Raw genomic sequence first — 18,283 nt, 5'->3', positions numbered from 1 at the left:
TTCGCTAGCAGGCGGTCCCGGCGAGGCCGTACCCGTCGTCCGGGTCCGAATCAGGCCGTTCGCCGGGCTCGTCCGGCGCGGTTTCCCCTTCGGCGGGCGGCATTTCCGATTCCGCCGACAAATGCGACGCGCGCGTGGACAGCAGCGCGATCCCGACCACGATCACCAGCCCGGCCAGCGCCTCGCCGAACAGCGCGAGCGGCCTCCCGTCGGCCGATTCGCCCATCCACGACAGCCCGATCGCGACGCCGACCAGCGGATCCAGCGCGGTGATCACGGCGAGCGCCGGCGTCAGGAACCGGCCCTGCTGGAACGTGTTCTGGCTCAACAGGAATCCCAGCGGCCCCACCACGCACACCAGATACAGCGTCCAGTGCCGGAACGGTTCGTCGATCCCGGCGCGGAACTGGCCCGCGACCACCTTCATCAATCCGGCGGTGAGGCCGTACAGCACGCCGGTGGCGACCGCGAGCCCGGGCACCCGCCAAGATCCGGAATTCGTTGACGCGGCAACAACAAGCGAGACCAGCGTCACCGCCGCGAGCGCGATGCCGAGCGGCAGCAGCGCGCCCCCGCTCACGAGCGTCTCGCTGTTGCCGCTGGGCCGGGCGACGACGAGGAACGCGGCAAGCCCGGCCACGCACAGCAAGCCGCCGACACTCATCGTGCGGTCCGGGCGGCGGCGTTCCAGCCGCGCGGACGCGAGCCCGGCGAACATGAGCGACGTCACGAGCAGCGGCTGGACCAGCAGCAACGGCCCGAAAGCGAGCGCGACGAGCTGCAGGACGAGACCCAGGATGGTCGCGGCGATCCCGATGAGCCACAATGGGCGTCCGACGAGCCGCTTGAAGAGCGTCAGGTCGAGCGGTTTGCCGGTTTCCACTTCTTTGGTCGCCCTGGCCTGCGCTGCGCTCGCGAGTCCCATGCACGCCGCGCCGGCGACGGCGGCGGGGACAGCCACGACCAGCGACATCCCCGTAACTGTCACGGACTCTTCACCTCACACCGTCCCCATCCGCCGTGCTTATGCTCAAGCCTTGTCCGAGGCCGAGTCGCCCGGTTGGCACCGGAGGCAGCAGAACCCGCATGCGACACCCCCATACGATCGACCTCCCCTCGTTCCGCAACCTCGTCGTGGGCGGGGGCCGGCACCTGCTCGAGTCGACGCTGGTCCCGGCCGGCCTGTTCTATCTCCTGCTGACGCTGGTGAGCTTCGACAGCGGGGTCATCGCCGCGCTCTGCTGGTCGGTCGCCGTGATCGGCGCCCGGCTGGCGCTGCGCAAGAAGATTCCCGCCGTGCTGCTGCTGACCACGGCTCTGCTGGTCGCGCGCACTGTGCTGGGCCTGGTCACCGGCAGCGCTTTCCTGTACTTCCTCCAGCCGACTCTACAGAATTTCCTCGTCGCCGGCCTGTTCCTGATCTCCGCGCCGTTCAACAAACCGCTTCTCGCGCGGCTGGCCGGCGATTTCTGCGCATTCCCCGAAACGCTGTCCGGACACCCTGGAATGCGAAGGTTCTTCCAGCGCGTCTCGGTGCTGTGGGGGCTCGTGTTCGCGGTGAACGGCGGCGTGACGCTGCTGATGCTCGCGCGGGAAACCGTCGGCAGCTTCCTCATGGCAAGCACCGCGGGCTCGTACTCGCTCATCGGGCTGGCCATCGCCGGTTCGCTGTGGTGGTTCCGCCGTTCGCTGCGCTCGGCGGGCATCACGCTGCGCATGGGCCACCGGCCGGCCGCGCTGCCTGCCGCCTGATGGCCCGCACCGCACTCGTCACCGGCGCGTCGTCCGGCATCGGCACCGCCACCGCCCGGCAGCTCGCCCGCTCCGGCGTCCACGTGCTGCTGCACGGCCGGAACGAGGAGCGGCTGGCCGCCCTCGCCAAGGAAACCGGCGGCACCGCGCTCGCCGCCGACCTCGCGAACCCTGGCGCCGCGGCGGAACTCGCCGAACGCGCGCTGGCGATCACCGGATCGGTGGATCTGCTCGTCAACAACGCGGGCCTCGGCTGGGCCGGTCCCCTGCCGGACCTGTCCGCGGAACGGCTGCGGCACCTGGTCGCGGTGAACCTGACCGCGCCGCTCGACCTGACCCGCGCGCTGCTGCCCGCGATGCTGGAACGCGACCGCGGGCAGATCGTTTTCGTCTCGTCGATCGCCGGACGCACCGGTGTCGCCGGAGAAGCGGTGTACGCCGCGGCGAAGTCCGGTGTGGACGCTTTCGCCGACAGTCTCCGATTCGAGTTGCACGGCACCGGAGTAACGGTCGGAATCGTAGTTCCCGGTGTGGTGCGCACAGAATTCTTCGAGCGGCGCGGCCGTCCGTACACCCGCAGCACGCCCCGTCCGGTGAGCGCCGAACGCGTGGCCGCCGCCGTCGTCCGCGCCGCCGAGCATCCGGGTGACTACTACGTGCCGCGCTGGCTGCGCATCCCCGTCGCGCTGCGCGGCGCGGCGCCCGGCCTGTACCGCACGCTCGCGGCACGCTTCGGCGCCGAAAGCTGACACGCACACCTCCTCCCCCGCGTACCTCGTGAGCGGCGATGCCGGTTCTAACCGGTGTCGCCACTCACGAGACCCAAGCACGTCCCCTGCCCTGCCGCATCAGGGAATCTCCCCCATCAAGCATTCTCGTCCACTTCCCCAGGCGGCCCCCAGGCCAGCGCGAGCACGAGCGTCGCGCGCACGGCCGGGTCGTCCAGCGAGGGCCCGAACAGGTCGTGCAGGCGGCCGAGCCGGTAGGACACCGTCTGCGGGTGGATGTGCAGATCCTCCGCGACGGCCTTGCGGTCGCCCAGATGCAGCAACCAGGACGTGAGCGTGGTGGACAGGCGTTCCCGCGCGGATTCGTTCAGCTCGTCAAGCGGGGCAAGGGCTTGTCTTCGCAGCACGTCGAGCAGCCGGTCGTCGCGGTGCACGATGATCGCGTCGAGATGCTCGTCGGCGAACACCGGATCGTCGCTGAGCAGGTGGTCGCGGCGCAATCGCGCGGTCACCTCGGCGATGCGCAGGCTGGCCGGGAGCCGGTCGAGCGGCACCGTCGCGCCGACCACCGCGCCCCCGCCGCGCAGCGCGCGAGCCAGCCACGCCCGCCTGCCGGGACCGCCGGGGTCCGGCACGATCGCCACGACCACGCCAGGACGGCGCAGCCGCAGGCAGCTGTCTTCCAGGCGGAACACCAATTCCCGGCCCAGCTCGTTGTCGTCCTCCACCAGCACGACCGCCGCGTGCTTCGGCAGCCGCCACTCCGCGCGCAACGCCGCGGCGCGCACCGCGGCCTTATCCGCGCGATCGGACAGCAGCAGCGCGGTCAGTTCGTCGCGCAGCCGCTCCCGCGCGCGCACGGCGTCTGATTGTTCCTGCAGATACCCGCGCAGCGACGATTCCGAAAGCTGGTCCACCAGAGCGAACACGGTGGTGGCGAGCGAGGCGAACAATTCGGCGGGCACGTCGAGATCGAGCGCCGCTTCCGAAACGTGCCGCCACGCCACGCGCGCGCCCACCCGATAGGCGGACAACAGGCTCGTGACGCGCCTTCCCTGCTGATACTGCGTGCGCCCGATTTCCTCGAACACCGCCTGTTCGACGCCGGACCCCAGCTCCGGCAGCCGCTTCTCCGGTTCGGCCGCCATGTCGATCAGCCGCCGGACGAACCCCGCGCTGGCGGCGACGAGGTCGGCCAGTTCTTCGGTCAGGAACTCCGCGTAGTCGGGATGCTCGTCCGCGAGCTGGTCGCGGACCTCGTTGAGCATGGCGGGCAGCCGGCGGGTCACCACCGTCTCCAGTTCGTCAAGCCGGGTCACCTGATCTGGTCCCATGTGTCCGGGAGTCCTTCCGTCGCAGGCAGCGGTCCTCGGGTCGCCTCGGGACATCCTGTCCCCACTTTGGCCTCTCGTGCCAAGTCGAAGCCAGCGAAATTCGCTTTCCGGCGGCAGAAGCCGCCCGTCCGGGGGCGCGACACTGACGAGGATGAGATCGACCTCGGCTGTCCGTAACACTCCGGACACAAACGGCCTGCGAGCGAAACGGCGCGCGGAAAACTTCCCGGTGGCCCTGTGGGTGCTGCCGGAAAAGCTGCGCGCCGACCTTGTCACGGTCTATTCCGTCGCGCGCACTGTGGACGATCTGGGCGACGAGGCCGAGGGCGACCGGGTCGCGCAGCTCAAAGTTTTCTCGGCGGACCTGTCCGCGGCTTTCGGCAACGGGGAACCGGAAGATCCCGCTGTCCGTGGACTTCTCCCGGCGATCCGGGCCGGACGGCTGACCGAGGAACCGTTCCAGCGGCTCGTCCAGGCGAACATCCAGGACCAGCGAGTGCGCCGTTATCCGGTGTTCGCGGACTTGCTGGCGTACTGCCGGCTTTCCGCGGACCCGGTCGGGCGCATCGTGCTCGACCTGCTCGGAGTGGACGATCCGGAGGCGGCGGTGCTGTCCGACCGGATCTGCACCGGGCTCCAGCTCGTGGAGCACTGGCAGGACGTCGGCGAGGACTACCGCAACGGGAGGGTCTACCTGCCGCAGGAAGATCTCGCCGAGTTCGGCGTGGCCGAGGAAGAACTGGGCGCCGCGCACGCGTCGCCGGAGATGAAAGCGCTGATGCGGTGGGAAACCGGCCGCGCCGCCGCCCTGCTGGGCGGCGGCGCGGATTTGCTGGGGCGCCTGTCCGGCTGGGGGCGGTTCGCGGTGAGCGGCTTCCTGGCCGGCGGGCTCGCGACGGTCGACGCGCTGCACGCGAGCGGCGGCGACGTGCTGTCCGCACCGGTCCGGCCGAGCCGGGCCGGACTGCTGAGTTGGCTGGGGTGGCTGCAAGTCGGCACGAGGAGGCGGTCCGGATGACGGCGACGGGCACAGTGGACGAGGCCTACGCGCACTGCGCGACGGTCACCAAAGAACAGGCGCGCAACTTCTACTACGGAATCCGGTTGCTGCCGCCGGACAAACGCGCGGCGCTGTGCGCGGTGTACGCGCTGGCCCGGATCATCGACGACATCGGCGACGACACCGCCGCGTCCGCCGAGACGAAGCTGCAGGGCCTCGCCGGGGTGCGGAAATCGCTCGGCGACCTGTCCGCGACCGCCGATCCGGTGTACGTCGCGGTCGCCGACGCGGCACGCCGGTACCCGATTCCGCTGGGCGCGTTCGAGGAACTGCTCGACGGCGTCGAGATGGACGTGACCGGGCGCGAGTACGTGCGGTTCGAGGAACTGGTCGAGTACTGCCGGTGCGTGGCGGGCTCGGTCGGGCGGCTGTGTCTCGGCGTGTTCGGCAGCCGTCCGGAGCCGAACGCTCCGGTGTACGCCGACGAGCTGGGGATTGCCTTGCAGCAGACCAATATCCTCCGCGACATCCGCGAGGACCTGCTCAACGGCCGGGTGTATCTGCCCAAAGAGGACCTCGACCGGTTCGGCGTCGAGCTGTCCGTCGGCCCGGACGGGAAGCTGGCCGACCCCGAAGGCGGGCTCACCGCGTTGATCCGCGACAGCGCCGAGCGGGCCCGCGGCTGGTACTCCCGCGGTCTTCGGCTCGTGCCCTCTTTGGACGGTCGCAGCGCCGCGTGCTGCACCGCGATGTCCGGCATCTACCGCACCCTGCTGGACCGGATAGACGAGCAGCCCGCGCGCGTGTTCGACCGGCGGCTTTCGTTGTCCGGCCGGGAAAAGGCGGTGGTGGCGTTCCGGGCGCTGACCGGGATCGGCCGATGACCGCCCCGGTCGCGGTGGTCGGCGGCGGGCTCGCGGGCATCTCCGCCGCGCTCGCCTGCGCCGACGCCGGACGGCCGGTGACGCTGTTCGAGGCGCGGCCGCAGCTGGGCGGGCTCACGCATTCGTTCACCCGGGGCGAGCTGCGAGTCGACAATGGACAGCACGTGTTCCTCCGCTGCTGCACGGCTTATCGCGCGCTGCTCGACCGGCTCGGCGTCGCCGATCGGGTGACGCTGCAGCCGCGGCTGGAGATTCCGATCCGCCTGCCGGGCGCGACCGAGCCGACCTGGCTGCGGCGCGACGACCTGCCCGCGCCGCTGCACCTGGCCAGTTCGCTGCTGCGGTACGAGCCGCTGCGCCCGCTCGACCGGGCGCGGTTCGCGCTCGCCGCGCTCGCGTTGCGCCGGGTGGATCCGAAGTCCGACCGCACGGATCGCCAGTCCTTCGGGGAATGGCTGCGCCGCCACGGGCAGAGCGCGGCGGCAATCGAAGCGTTGTGGGATCTGGTCGGCGTGGCAACGCTGAACGCGACGGCCGACGACGCGTCGCTCAGCCTCGCCGCGACCGTCTTCCAGGAGGGGCTGCTCACCGATCCGGCCGCCGCCGACATCGGCTGGTCGCTGGTGCCGTTGCGGGAACTGCACGGCGATCCGGCGCGCGACCGGTTGATCGAAGCCGGGGCGGACGTCCGGGTCGGCACGAAGGTGCGCGCGGTCGGCGAGGGCTGGCAGGTGAGCACCGACCGCGGCGAGGAAACGTTCAGCCAGGTCGTCCTGGCCACTCCCCCGCCGGTGACCGAACAGCTCGCGCCCGCCGGGGCGATCGGGCTGCCGCCGGGCTGGTCCGGCGGACTCGGCAGCTCGCCGATCGTGAACGTGCACGTGGTGCTCGACCGGAAGGTGCTCGGCGAACCGTTCGTCGCGGGCGTGCGCACGCCGGTGCAGTGGGTGTTCGACCGAACGCGACAGTCCGGTTTGGACTCCGGGCAGTACCTCGCGATGTCGTTGTCCGCCGCCGACGCGGAAATCGACCTGCCCACCGCGAAACTGCGCGAGCGATTGCTGCCCGAACTGCTGTCCCTGCTCCCCGAAGCACGCGGCGCGCGGGTGCTCGACTTCTTCGTCACCCGCGAGCGGCACGCGACGTTCCGGCCCGGCCCCGGCACCGCCTCGCTGCGCCCGCCCGCGCGCACCGCCCTGCCCGGGCTGTACCTGGCGGGCGCGTGGACCGCGACCGGATGGCCCGCGACGATGGAGGGAGCCGCGCGCAGTGGTGCAGCTGCGGCCGCCGCCCTTCTTCAGCACAACGGCAAGAGGGAGGGAGTCGGAGCATGACAACCGAGGTATTTTCTACCGAGAGGACAACAACAGCGGCGCCGCCGGTGCTCGGCAGCGCGCGCGACGTCGTGCAGCCCGCGTTGCGCGCCGCCGTCGACCGGCTGGACGACACCAGCCGCGCGATCAGCGCCTACCACCTCGGCTGGACCGATCCGAACGGCGTGCCGGTGCAAGGCAACGGGGGCAAGGCCGTGCGTTCGGCGCTCGCCGTGGTGTCCGCGCAGGCCGCGGGCGCGCCGGCGGAGGTCGGGGTGCCCGGCGCGGTCGCGGTGGAACTGGTGCACAACTTCTCGCTCGTCCACGACGACCTGATGGACGGCGACACCGAGCGCCGCCACCGGCCCACGGTGTGGGCGCTGTGGGGCGCGGCGAGCGCGATCCTGACCGGGGACGCGATGCTCGCGCTCGCCCAGGAAGTCGTGCTGGACAGCGGTTCCCCGCACGCGGTGCCCGCCGGTCGATTGCTCACCGAAACCACGCGACGGCTCATCCACGGCCAGTTTCTGGACGTCGCGTTCGAGCAGCGAGACGACGTCGCGCTCGCCGAATGCGTGACCATGGCCGCCGGGAAAACCGGGGCGCTGCTGTCCGCCAGCGCCGCGATCGGGGCGGTGCTCGCCGGCGCGCCCGCCGAGGTGGTCGACGCGCTGTCCGTGTTCGGCGAGGAGATCGGCCTGGCGTTCCAGCTCGTCGACGACGTGCTCGGGATCTGGGGCGACCCGGCGGTCACCGGGAAATCGGTGTACTCCGACCTGCGGGCGCGCAAGAAGTCGCTGCCGATCACCTACGCGACCACGCACGGCGGCGCGGCGGGCCGTCGGCTGGCCGAATGGCTGGCCGGGGACGACGACACCGCCCTCGCGCGGATCGCCGCGCTAGTGGACGACGCGGGCGGCCGCGAATGGGCCGCCGCCGAGGCGGCTCGGCACGTCGCCACCGCCGAGCAAGCACTGGCCGCCGTCCCGTCCGGCCCGCGCGCCGACCTCGTCTCCATCGCCCGCTTCATCGCCGGAAGGGAAGCGTGATGACCCAGACCGTTCCCCGGACGTCCGCGCCCGCCGCCCGCACCGCCCCCGGCACGGTCGACGCGGCGGTCGGGTTCCTCCGCCGCGAACAGGACCGCGCCGGATGGTGGAAGGGCGAACTCGCCACCAACGTCACGATGGACGCCGAAGACCTGCTGCTCCGGCATTTTCTCGGCATCCTCACCCCGCGGATCGCCGAGGAATCGGCCCGCTGGATCCGCTCGCAGCAGCGCGCCGACGGCACCTGGGCGAACTTCCCGGACGGCCCGGCCGACCTGTCCACCACCGTCGAGGCGTGGGTCGCGCTCCGGCTGGCCGGCGACTCGGCGGACGCGCCGTGGCTGGCTTCGGCCGCGGAGTACATCCGCGATCACGGCGGCATCGAGGCGACGCGGGTGTTCACCCGGATCTGGCTCGCCATGGTCGGCCAGTGGTCGTGGGACGACCTGCCGAGCCTGCCGCCGGAACTGATCTTCCTGCCGTCGTGGTTCCCGCTCAACGTCTACGACTTCGCCTGCTGGGCCCGGCAGACGGTCGTGCCGCTGACCATCGTCGGCACGCTGCGCCCGGTGCGGAAGCTGCCGTTCGACGTGAGCGAGCTGCGCACCGGCAAGCGTCCGCCCAAGACACGCGCGCCGTGGACGTGGGACGGCGTGTTCCAGAACCTCGACACCGCGCTGCACGCGTATGCGAAACTGCCGCTCAACCCGGTGCGCAAGCTCGCCATGAAGCAAGCGGCGGAGTGGATCCTGGCGCGGCAGGAGGCCGACGGTTCGTGGGGCGGGATCCAGCCGCCGTGGGTGTACTCGATCCTCGCGCTGCACCTGCTCGGCTACCCGCTCGACCATCCCGCGCTCAAGGCCGGGATCGCCGGGCTGGACGGGTTCACCATCCGGGAGAAGACCGACCAGGGCTGGGTGCGGCGGCTCGAAGCGTGCCAGTCGCCGGTGTGGGACACCGCGTTGGCGATGACCGCCTTGCTCGACGCGGGTGTCTCCCCCGGCGACGAATCCCTGGTCCGCGCCGCGGATTGGATGCTGGGCGAGGAAATCCGGGTGTCCGGCGACTGGGCGGTGCGGCGGCCTTCGCTGCAGCCGGGCGGGTTCGCGTTCGAGTTCGCCAACGACGGCTATCCGGACACCGACGACACCGCAGAGGTCGTGCTGGCGCTGCGCCGGATGGGCAAGCCGGACCACCTGCGGATCCGCGAGGCGGTCGACCGGAGCGTGGCTTGGCTGGAGGGAATGCAGTCGAGCGACGGCGGGTGGGGTGCGTTCGACGCGGACAACACGCAGGTACTGACGACTCGGCTGCCGTTCTGCGATTTCGGCGCGGTGATCGACCCGCCGTCGGCCGACGTGACCGCGCATGTGGTGGAAATGCTGGCTGCGGAAGGGAAAACCGACACTCGCGAATGTCGCCGCGGGGTGCGGTGGCTGCTGGACAACCAGGAGGACGACGGCTCGTGGTTCGGCCGCTGGGGCGCGAATTACGTGTACGGCACGGGTGCGGTGGTGCCCGCGTTGGTGGCCGCCGGGATTCCCGGGACCGCACCGCGGATCCGGCGCGCGGTGAAGTGGCTGGCGGAGCACCAGAACGCCGACGGCGGCTGGGGCGAGGATCTGCGGTCGTACGACGATCGGGCATGGGCCGGGCGCGGTGATTCGACGCCGTCGCAGACCGCGTGGGCGCTGCTGGCGCTGCTCGCCGCCGGGGAACGGGAGTCCGAAGTGGTCACTCGGGGCGTCGAATGGCTGTGCGAACGGCAGCGTCCGGACGGCGGCTGGGACGAGGACAAGCACACCGGAACCGGGTTCCCGGGCGACTTTTACCTGTCATATCACCTGTACCGCGTGGTGTTCCCGCTGTCCGCGCTCGGCCGGTACGTCCGGGACGGGTCATGACACCGATCGTCTGCACTCCGTTGCGGATCGAGCAGGCCGCGTTGCGCGGCCTGCGGACGGTCCACATCGGACTCGGGCCTCGCCGGGCCGCCGCCGCTGCGGCCCGGCTCCCGTCCGGGCCGCGGATCGTGGCGGGGGTCGGCGGCGGGCTCGCGCCGGAGGTACGGCCGGGGGATGTCGTGGTCGCCACGGAGGTGCGCGGCCCTTCCGGTGCGGTGCCGGTGCCGTCCGCGCCGTTGCTGGCGGGCGCGTTGCGGCGGCTTGGGCTCACCGTCCATCTCGGACCGGTGGTCGGCAGTTCTCAGGTGGTGCGGGAGCGGGAACGGGCTTCGTTAGCGGCTAGCGGTGCGCTGGCAGTTGATATGGAGTCTGCGTGGCTTGCTGCCAGCCGTGAACCGTTCGCCGTTGTTCGGGCCATTGTGGACACTGTCGGTGCGCCGCTGCTTCATCCCTCGACGGTCGCGAATGGACTCGCCGGGTTGCGAAGTCTGCATCGGGCCGCTCCCGCGCTCACCGCGTGGGCTGACGCGGTGGGTCCGCGAACGGTTGTCCTAGCCAGCCCGCGATCGTTCTGTGCCGGAGTGGAGCGGGCGATCGAGATCGTCGAGCGGGCGTTGGAGAAGCACGGTGCGCCGGTGTACGTGCGCCGCCAGATCGTGCACAACACCCACGTCGTGCACCAGCTGCAGGGACGCGGCGCGGTGTTCGTAGACGAGGTGGAGGAAGTTCCGGAAGGCTCGACGCTGGTCTTCGCCGCGCACGGAGTCTCCCCGGCGGTTCGGCGTGCCGCAGTCGATCGCGGACTGTCCGTTGTGGATGCGACGTGTCCGTTGGTGACCAAGGTGCACAACGAAGTTCGGCGCTACACCGGACGCGGCGAGACGGTCTTCCTCATTGGACACGCTGAGCACGAGGAAGTCGAAGGCACCGTTGGAGAAGCGCCGGACAACGTCGTGGTGGTCGGCGATGTCGCGGCCGCGCGGACGGTCACCGCGCGCGACCCGTCACGGACCGCCTACACCATGCAGACCACCCTTGCGCTCGACGAAGCCGAGGAGATCGCGTCCGTGCTGCGCGAGCGATTCCCCGGCCTTTCCGCGCCGCGCAAGGACGACATCTGTTACGCCACCACCAACCGGCAACAAGCCCTGCGCGCGATCGCACGCGAAGTGGACCTGGTCCTGGTGGCGGGTTCCGGGAATTCGTCCAACTCGCGTCGCCTGGTGGAAGTCTCCGAACGCGCGGGAACCCCGGCGGTACTCGTGGACGGCTGCGCCGACATCGACCTTCGCCGGCTCGCCGGAGCCGGGCGGATCGGGCTCACCGCGGGTGCGTCGGCGCCGCCGCATCTCGTCACCGAAACGGTCGAAGCCTTGCGCGGACTGGGACCGGTCAGCGTCGCGGAAAACCCGCTGACGGAGGAAGAAATGACGTTCACCCTACCTCGGGAGGTGCTCTGAGCGATGGCCATGCCGTTGCGCCAGTCTCTTCGGCTGGGCGGTTATCTGATGAAGCAGAAGCTGCTGCGCAAGGAGAAGTTCCCGCTCCTGGTCGAGCTGGAACCGCTGTTCGCGTGCAACCTCAAATGCGGCGGCTGCGGCAAGATCGCACAGCCGCACACTCTGCTGAAACAGCGGATGCCGGTGGAGCAGGCGGTCGGGGCGATCGAGGAAAGCGGCGCGCCGATGGTGTCGATCGCGGGCGGCGAACCGCTGATGCATCCGCAGATCGACGAGATCACCCGGCAGCTGCTCGCCCGCAACAAGATCATTTTCCTGTGCACCAACGCGCTGCTGCTGCCCAAGCACATCCACAAGTTCAAGCCGCACCGCAATTTCGCGTGGATGGTGCACATCGACGGCCTCGAAGAACGGCACGACGCGTCGGTGCGGAAGGAGGGCGGATTCCAGGCGGCGGTCGACGCGATCAAGCTCGCCAAGGAAAAGGGCTTCCGGGTGATGACGAACACGACGTTCTTCACCGGCGACACCCCGCAGGACGTCATCGACGTGCTCGACTACCTCAACGACCTCGGCGTCGACAACATGCAGATCTCGCCGGGGTACGCGTACGAAAAGGCCCCGGACCAGGACCACTGGCTCGGCGTGCAGCAGACCCGGGAACTGTTCGCCAAGGCCTTCGGCGGCGGAAACCGGAAACGCTGGCGGCTCAACCATTCGCCGGTGTTCCTCGATTTCCTCGAGGGCAAACGCGACCTGGAATGCACGCCGTGGGGCATCCCGTCGTATTCCCTGCTCGGCTGGCAGCGCCCGTGCTACCTGCTCGACGACGGCTACGCGAAGACCTACCGGGAGCTCATCGAAACCACCGAATGGGAGAACTTCGGCCGCGGCAAGGACCCGCGCTGCGCCAACTGCATGGCGCACTGCGGCTACGAGCCCACCGCGGTGATCGCGACGCTCGGCTCGCTCAAGGAATCCGTCCGGGCCGCCGTCGGACACTGACCCGCGGTACGTGAGGGGAACCTTCACGGACTCTGAGTCCCTCAGGGTTCCCCTCACGTCCCGCGCGAAGGGGTTTGCCTGCTCAGGGTGGGCGTGCCATGATGGCGGCATGCGTACGCAGCGATTTCTTCGCCCCCGGGGAGTGCCCGGGGGCTGCACGTGCGCGCCGGGTTCCGCCCGCTGACGTCCGCGTCTCCCCTCACTGCCCGGGGGTGAAGTCCAGAACTTCACGCTCCGAAGTGAGGAACCCCTTATCGTGGACACCTTTGATCCAGCCTCGACGCTGCTCCGGATCGCTGAGCTGACCGAGGCCGCACTCGCCGATCTCGCCCAGGCCAGCACTCCGGCCGAGGTCGCCGCCGTGCGCCGTTCCGTGCTCGGCAAATCCAGTCCGCTCGCCGCCGTGCGCCGCGAACTCGGCCGTTACGACCCGGCGTCCCGCAAACAGCTCGGCCTCGCGCTTTCCGAGGCGCACCAACGCATTACCACTGCTCTCGACGATCAGCGAGCCGCCGAACCGGCGCTGGAGCACCCGCTCGACCCCACCATTCCCGGCCTCCCGCCGCCGACCGCCGGACTGCACCCGGTAACGCAGCTGAGATACGACCTCGACGACGCCTTTCGCGCACTCAACTTCGAGATCGTCGACGGCCCGGAAATCAGCTCCGTTGACGTGGAATTCGACCGGCTGAACTTCCCGCCCGACCATCCGGCGCGCGAAAGCATGGACACCTACTGGCTGACCGACGGCCGCTGCCTGCGCCCGCACCTGACCGGCACGAGCGTCCGGTATCTGAGCACGCACGAACCGCCGATCCGGATCGCTTACCCCGGCCGGGTTTACCGCAACGAAAGCACCGACGCGCGGCACGAACGGGCGTTTTTCCAGTACGAGGTGCTGGTGGTGGACGAGGCCGTCCCGCTCGCCACCGCCCGGTTCCTCGTCGACACCATTCTCGGCACGGTGTTCGGCGAACCAGTGCGCACGCGGATGCGCGCCGGCTACTTCCCGTTCGTGGAGCCAGGTTTCGAGATCGACATGGCCTGCCGCGTGTGCGCGGGACGCGGCTGCCGCACCTGCGGACGGACCGGCTGGCTCGAACTCATGCCCGGCGGCAGCCCGCACCCGCACGTACTGCGCGCCGCCGGACTCGACCCGGCGCGCTGGTCCGGCTGCTATCTGAACGTCGGCCTGGACCGGCTCGCGATGATGCGGTACGGCATCGACGACGTCCGGCTGATGCACGGCGCCGACCTCCGCTTCCTCTCCCAATTCTCCTGAAAGGCCCGCCGTCGTGAAGATTTCCCGGGACTGGCTGACCGACTACGTGCCGCTGCCCGACTGTTCGCCGGAGCAGCTGGCGCACGATCTGACTTTGAAGACCGTCGAAGTGGAAGGGTACGAGATCGTCGACAGCGACGTCGTGTTCGAGATCGACAACAAATCGCTCACCAACCGCCCCGATCTGTGGGGACACTACGGAATCGCGCGCGAGCTGTCTGTCCTTTATGGACTCCCACTCGCTCCTGTCCCCCGCGTCGCCCGACCGCCGAGCGCCACCGGCCTCGTCAACCTGGCCGACCCCGCCCTGCACCGGCGGATTCTGGCTCTGCAGTGCACAGTGGACAGTTCCGTTCCGACCCCGCCTTGGCTACGCGACCGGCTCCGGAGAATCGGCGAACCAAGCCTCGACTTGTGTGCCGACCTGAGCGCCTACGTGATGTTCTCCGTCGGACAGCCCAGCGATGTCCGCACTTCCGGCGACTCAATCGTGCTGGAGATACCCACGCTGATCCCGAGCCGAGCCCGCCGCGGCGCTCGTACCGAAGCTTCGGTGCGGCAAGAGAAAGGCCTGGACACGCAACGCGCCGACCAAGCCGCCGACCTGTTCCTCCGTCTCCTGGCCGAAACCGACCCGTCGGCCGCGGCGCTCGGCGAGGAAGACCTCGTCCTGGCCCCCACTCGCCGCGCCGAAATCGAGGTAAGCCTGACGGAGATCGAACAGCGGATCGGCCTCCGGCTTCCGCCGGACAAGATCCTCCGCATCCTCCGCGCCCTCGGCTGCACCGCCGAGATCACCGGTGACCTGCTGCGGGTCGTCGCCCCGACGTGGCGCTCCACCGGCGACCTTTCGCTGCCCGTGGACATTGTCGAGGAACTGGCCCGGATCCACGGCTACGACGCACTGCCCGCGCGACGGCCGGTCGTGGAGCTCGCCCCGCGTTCTCGGCTCCCCTTGAGCCGCCAAGTCCGGGAGGTGCTCGCCGCACGCGGCGGGGCGACGGAGGTGCTGACCTATCCGTGGTCCGCGGACCACCTGCTCACCGCATGCGGACTCGACGCCGCCGTCGCGATCGATCACCCGCCAGCCCCCGAGCGCGGCCGGCTGCGTCCGTCGCTGGTCCCGAACCTCCTCGAAGCCGCGGCCGCCAACCTGCGCTATCACGACGAGTTCAGCATCTTCGAGGTCGGCGCCGTCTTCGCCGCGACCGAGCGGACCTCCGCCGGAATCCTGCTCGCTGGACCGGACGGGATCGACCTGTTCCGCCGGGCCAAGGGGCTGGCCGACCTGATCCGCCGGTACTGCCATCTCACCGCACTGGACCTGGCCGGCACACCCGAGAGGACCTGGGCTGACCCCTCGGCGCGGCTGGCGATCCAGCCAGGCGGTGCGTTAGCGCTGGTCCGGCCGTCGGTGCTCCGGGCAGCGGGGATCGACCGAGGCGCGGTCGCCTGCGTCGAACTCGACCTCGACGCACTGCGCACGCACCCGTCGCGAGAGAACCGCTACGCCCCGGTCGGCGACCTGCCGGAGTCGGACTTCGACCTGTCCGTCCTCGCCGCCGACACGGTGCCGTGGTCCCAGGTCGCCGACACCGCGACCCAGGCCAACGCCTTGGTGCGGCGGGTGGCCTACCTCGGCGAATACCGAGGTTCGCGGATTCCGGCCGGCCACCGGTCGCTCACCCTGCGGATCACCCTCCGCCCGCAGGCCGCGACCCTGACCGCGGGCGAAATCGCCACCGCCCGCTCCGAAGTGCTGGCTGCACTGGAGCGGGCGGGGGCGCGGTTGCGGTGAAACTCAGCCGAGACCAGATCGAGCGATGACGTTCGCGATGCTGATCCGAACCGCGGTGAATCCACTGTGGACGAATGACTCGGCAAGGTCCACTGCGGACTGATCGGGGTAGTACCGCTCAGCGATCCCCACCGCGACGCGCTTGATCTGGTCCGGCTCGGCGGAGATCCGCGCTTGTCCTTCTATCGTCACGAAACTGTAGGGCTGTCGCTCATCGCTGACACAGACCGCGACACGACCGTCCCCGGCCAGGCTTTTGCCTTTGACGCTCCCCGGCGACAGGGCGAAGGCGAGTTCGTCACCGTCGAGAACGAAGCAGATCGGCGTGACGTGCGGCCGTCCGTCGGCGCGGGCGAGGGCCAGGTGGGCAAGCCTCGTTCCCTCCGCGAGGAAGGCGCGCCATTCGCTGTCGGTCATGGTGGTCATCGCTGTGTTCCTTTCTCGGTCGACTGATCAGCCTGTCGCGCACGAAGACGTCCAGCGACAGCCTGCTGTGCCACGAAAAGCAGGACCCCGGCGGCGAAAGCCACCGCACCCAGCTCCATCCGTCCGGATTCCTCCAGCAACGCCGTCCCGATCATCGGGCCGAGGACCGCGCCGAGACTCCACGCACTCGACGCGACGCCCAGGTAGCCGCTGCGCAGATCAGGCGGCGCGAGCGCGGCGAACGTCGCGCCGAACTGGACCGCCAAGCCGATCTGTCCGAGGCTGAGAAGGAGAACCGCGATGGCGTAGCCGGAAATGCTCTGTGCCATGGCAGCCAGGCCGCCGCCCAGCCCCACCAACAACATCGCGGTCGCGAGCACCGTCCCGCGGTCGCGATTCGCCAGCGCCGCGACGGCCAACGGTTGAAGAACGATAATGGCGAACCCGTTGAGCGCGAGCACGGCGCCATACGTCGCGGAGCTGAACTGCCGCCCAGTCATCAGCAACGGCAAGGTCGCGAAGGCCTGCATCAGCAACGTGAAGCAGCCGACGTGGATCAGCGTCATGGTGATCATCAGACGATCGGCAGACAACGCCGGCAGCAACCGACGGCTCGAGCGCTGCGCGGTGGAACGGGTCTCCGGCACCGCGGCCACCACAATCAACGCGGCCGCCAGCATCGCGACGGCGTTCAACCAGAACAACAGACCGTACCCGCGACTCGCCAACACGCCGGAAACTGTTGCCGCGACAGCGTATCCGAGATTCGCGGCCCAATAGAGAAGGCTGTAAGCGCGCACCCGCTGTTCCGGCGGAAGGTCCGCTACCGCAGCCGACCCCGCCGGACGAAAGAGCCCGGCAGCGACGCCGTAACCGGCCGCCGCGGCCCAGATTCCCGGTGCCGCCCCGGCGGATCCCAAGGCGGCCAACGCGATCGCCGTCCCGAGGAACCCGAGGAGCATCGTCCTCCGCCGTCCGATCCGGTTCCCGAGCCAGCCTCCGAGCAGCTGCGACCCGAAGTCTCCGATGCCGACCGCCGCCACCACGGCACCCGCCGCCGCCGGGGTCATCCGGTGTTCCTGCGTCAGGTACAGCACCAGCATCGGCTGCACGAAAGAGCCGCCGCGAGCGACGAGATGACACGCACCGAGCGCCCACGCAAGCGACGGCAGCCGACGCGCGGGGGTTCTCTCGGCGGTGATCGCTGTGACTGTCATGGCATCGACGCTAGGAGCGCCGGGAGATTAAGAAAAGCGATTGTTCACGATCATATTCATCGTGTTTTGCGATACATTGGGGCATGGCCGACCTGGACCTGCGGCAACTGACGACGATGCTCGCGATCGCCGAGGAGGGAACGTTCTCCCGAGCCGCGAACCGGCTCGGCTACACGCAATCGAGCGTGAGCCAGCACATCGCCGCCCTGGAGCGAGCCGTCGGCGGCGCAGTTTTCGACCGCCCAGGCGGCCCGCGTCCGGTGCGGATCACTCCCCTAGGCGCCGTGGTCCTCGAACACGGCCGGGAGGTGCTGGCCAAAGCCGATGCGTTGAGCCAAGCGATAGACCGATTCAAGGCCGGTGACGGCAGGATCGACGTCGGCACCCTGCAAAGCGTCTCCCACGCGATCCTGCCGACAGTGCTGCGCCTGCTCCGGGAAGAACACCCCCGCTGCGAAATCCGGCTCTCGGAACCGGACGAGCCCCAGCTCGGCGATCTCGACCTGCTGTTCTACGACGGGCTTCTCGGCGACGACACGGAACACGTCCTGCTGCTGGAAGACCCGTACCTGGTCGTCGCGCCGCCCGGGGCCTTGCCGTCCGGCCCGGTGTCCGCACGAAAGCTGGACGGCAAGGCGATGGTGGCCTGGCCCGCGACCTGCGACCAGCCCAGACTGGAACAGTCCCTCTCGGACGCCGGCGCACGGCCGCGCATCGTCTTCCGGTCCGCGGGCAGCGAAACGATCCTGTCGATGGTGCGCGCCGGAATGGGGCTGGCCGTGCTGCCGTGGCTGGCGATCCACCAGGTCGTCTGCCGAGACTGCGGCGCGATCCACGGACCGGAGGGATGGCCGGATCTGCAGGTCCACGAACTCGATCCCGCCCCGGCGCGGGCGATCTACCTGCACTGGCCGCCCGGCCGCGGCGACCAGTCCCCGCTCGCGGCGCGGGCGGTCGAGGTCGCCGTGGAAGTGGCCCGCGAGCTGGCTCAGCAGTCCCCGGCAGCTCGGCCGTGACCTGCTCCGCTGCCGGACAGCCTTGAGATCACCGCCGAACCGACGAAGTCACCCGCGAGCTGCCCCGGCAAGCCAGCCCGGCCCCGGAATCGCGCACCCCGGCACCACCAGATCG

16 protein-coding genes are annotated in these 18,283 nt (G+C 70.0%); 12 read left to right on the top strand and 4 right to left on the bottom strand.

Going from position 1 to position 18,283, the window contains the following annotated elements:
- Positions 1-4 precede the first annotated feature (4 nt).
- Positions 5-988 carry a DMT family transporter gene (locus ABD156_RS26565; protein ID WP_344279247.1) on the bottom strand — a complete coding sequence of 328 codons (984 nt, stop codon included), beginning with the start codon at positions 986-988 and terminating at the stop codon, positions 5-7.
- A 98-nt stretch (positions 989-1,086) separates the two neighbouring features.
- Between ABD156_RS26565 and ABD156_RS26560 the strand changes: the two genes are divergently transcribed.
- Both ABD156_RS26560 and ABD156_RS26555 read left to right on the top strand, forming a co-directional pair.
- Entirely contained in the window at positions 1,087-1,752 is a 666-nt protein-coding gene (locus tag ABD156_RS26560) for a VC0807 family protein (RefSeq protein WP_344279244.1), read from the top strand.
- The gene (locus tag ABD156_RS26555; protein WP_344279241.1) at positions 1,752-2,501 is read left to right on the top strand and encodes an SDR family NAD(P)-dependent oxidoreductase; all 750 of its coding nucleotides are present in this window, start codon (positions 1,752-1,754) and stop codon (positions 2,499-2,501) included. Before ABD156_RS26560 ends, ABD156_RS26555 begins: the two co-directional genes overlap by 1 nt.
- A gap of 116 nt (positions 2,502-2,617) precedes the next feature.
- Here the strand turns inward: ABD156_RS26555 and ABD156_RS26550 are convergent, their stop codons facing one another.
- Entirely contained in the window at positions 2,618-3,814 is a 1,197-nt protein-coding gene (locus tag ABD156_RS26550; RefSeq protein WP_344279238.1) for a PucR family transcriptional regulator, read from the bottom strand.
- A gap of 151 nt (positions 3,815-3,965) precedes the next feature.
- Between ABD156_RS26550 and hpnC the strand changes: the two genes are divergently transcribed.
- The 9 genes from hpnC to ABD156_RS26505 all read left to right on the top strand — a co-directional run bounded on the left by hpnC (position 3,966) and on the right by ABD156_RS26505 (position 15,509).
- Positions 3,966-4,832 carry a squalene synthase HpnC gene (hpnC, locus tag ABD156_RS26545; RefSeq protein ID WP_344279236.1) on the top strand — a complete coding sequence of 289 codons (867 nt, stop codon included), beginning with the start codon at positions 3,966-3,968 and terminating at the stop codon, positions 4,830-4,832.
- Positions 4,829-5,698 (top strand): presqualene diphosphate synthase HpnD, encoded by an 870-nt coding sequence (gene hpnD, locus ABD156_RS26540; RefSeq protein ID WP_344279234.1) that lies wholly within the window; start codon positions 4,829-4,831, stop codon positions 5,696-5,698. The genes hpnC and hpnD overlap by 4 nt, the downstream gene beginning before the upstream one ends.
- Complete coding sequence (gene hpnE / locus ABD156_RS26535; protein ID WP_344279231.1) at positions 5,695-7,032, top strand: hydroxysqualene dehydroxylase HpnE; 1,338 nt, start codon at positions 5,695-5,697, stop codon at positions 7,030-7,032. Before hpnD ends, hpnE begins: the two co-directional genes overlap by 4 nt.
- Positions 7,029-8,060: a polyprenyl synthetase family protein gene (locus ABD156_RS26530; RefSeq protein ID WP_344279228.1), complete on the top strand. Its 1,032-nt coding sequence runs from the start codon at positions 7,029-7,031 to the stop codon at positions 8,058-8,060. Before hpnE ends, ABD156_RS26530 begins: the two co-directional genes overlap by 4 nt.
- Complete coding sequence (gene shc, locus ABD156_RS26525) at positions 8,060-9,964, top strand: squalene--hopene cyclase (protein WP_344279225.1); 1,905 nt, start codon at positions 8,060-8,062, stop codon at positions 9,962-9,964. The genes ABD156_RS26530 and shc overlap by 1 nt, the downstream gene beginning before the upstream one ends.
- Positions 9,961-11,424: a 4-hydroxy-3-methylbut-2-enyl diphosphate reductase gene (ispH, locus tag ABD156_RS26520; RefSeq protein ID WP_344279222.1), complete on the top strand. Its 1,464-nt coding sequence runs from the start codon at positions 9,961-9,963 to the stop codon at positions 11,422-11,424. The genes shc and ispH overlap by 4 nt, the downstream gene beginning before the upstream one ends.
- A gap of 3 nt (positions 11,425-11,427) precedes the next feature.
- Complete coding sequence (gene hpnH, locus ABD156_RS26515; RefSeq protein ID WP_344279219.1) at positions 11,428-12,429, top strand: adenosyl-hopene transferase HpnH; 1,002 nt, start codon at positions 11,428-11,430, stop codon at positions 12,427-12,429.
- A 256-nt stretch (positions 12,430-12,685) separates the two neighbouring features.
- The gene (locus tag ABD156_RS26510; RefSeq protein WP_344279216.1) at positions 12,686-13,711 is read left to right on the top strand and encodes a phenylalanine--tRNA ligase subunit alpha; all 1,026 of its coding nucleotides are present in this window, start codon (positions 12,686-12,688) and stop codon (positions 13,709-13,711) included.
- 13 nt (positions 13,712-13,724) lie between these two features.
- On the top strand, positions 13,725-15,509 hold the full coding sequence (locus ABD156_RS26505) for a phenylalanine--tRNA ligase subunit beta-related protein (protein ID WP_344279213.1): 1,785 nt from the start codon (positions 13,725-13,727) through the stop codon (positions 15,507-15,509).
- Between the two features lie 3 nt (positions 15,510-15,512).
- Here ABD156_RS26505 and ABD156_RS26500 read toward each other — a convergent pair whose 3' ends face one another.
- Both ABD156_RS26500 and ABD156_RS26495 read right to left on the bottom strand, forming a co-directional pair.
- Complete coding sequence (locus ABD156_RS26500; protein WP_344279210.1) at positions 15,513-15,935, bottom strand: PPOX class F420-dependent oxidoreductase; 423 nt, start codon at positions 15,933-15,935, stop codon at positions 15,513-15,515.
- Positions 15,932-17,152 carry an MFS transporter gene (locus ABD156_RS26495; protein WP_344279207.1) on the bottom strand — a complete coding sequence of 407 codons (1,221 nt, stop codon included), beginning with the start codon at positions 17,150-17,152 and terminating at the stop codon, positions 15,932-15,934. The genes ABD156_RS26500 and ABD156_RS26495 overlap by 4 nt, the downstream gene beginning before the upstream one ends.
- Positions 17,153-17,235: 83 nt before the next feature.
- On the opposite strand from ABD156_RS26495, the gene ABD156_RS26490 reads away from it, so the two are divergent.
- On the top strand, positions 17,236-18,168 hold the full coding sequence (locus tag ABD156_RS26490) for a LysR family transcriptional regulator (protein ID WP_344279203.1): 933 nt from the start codon (positions 17,236-17,238) through the stop codon (positions 18,166-18,168).
- The last annotated feature ends 115 nt before the right edge of the window (positions 18,169-18,283 follow it).

It is taken from the genome of Amycolatopsis albidoflavus, from assembly GCF_039525725.1.
GTDB lineage: Bacteria > Actinomycetota > Actinomycetes > Mycobacteriales > Pseudonocardiaceae > Amycolatopsis > Amycolatopsis albidoflava.
The sequence above is the reverse complement of the archived record's forward strand: the minus strand, read 5'-3'. Positions and strand labels throughout refer to the sequence as shown.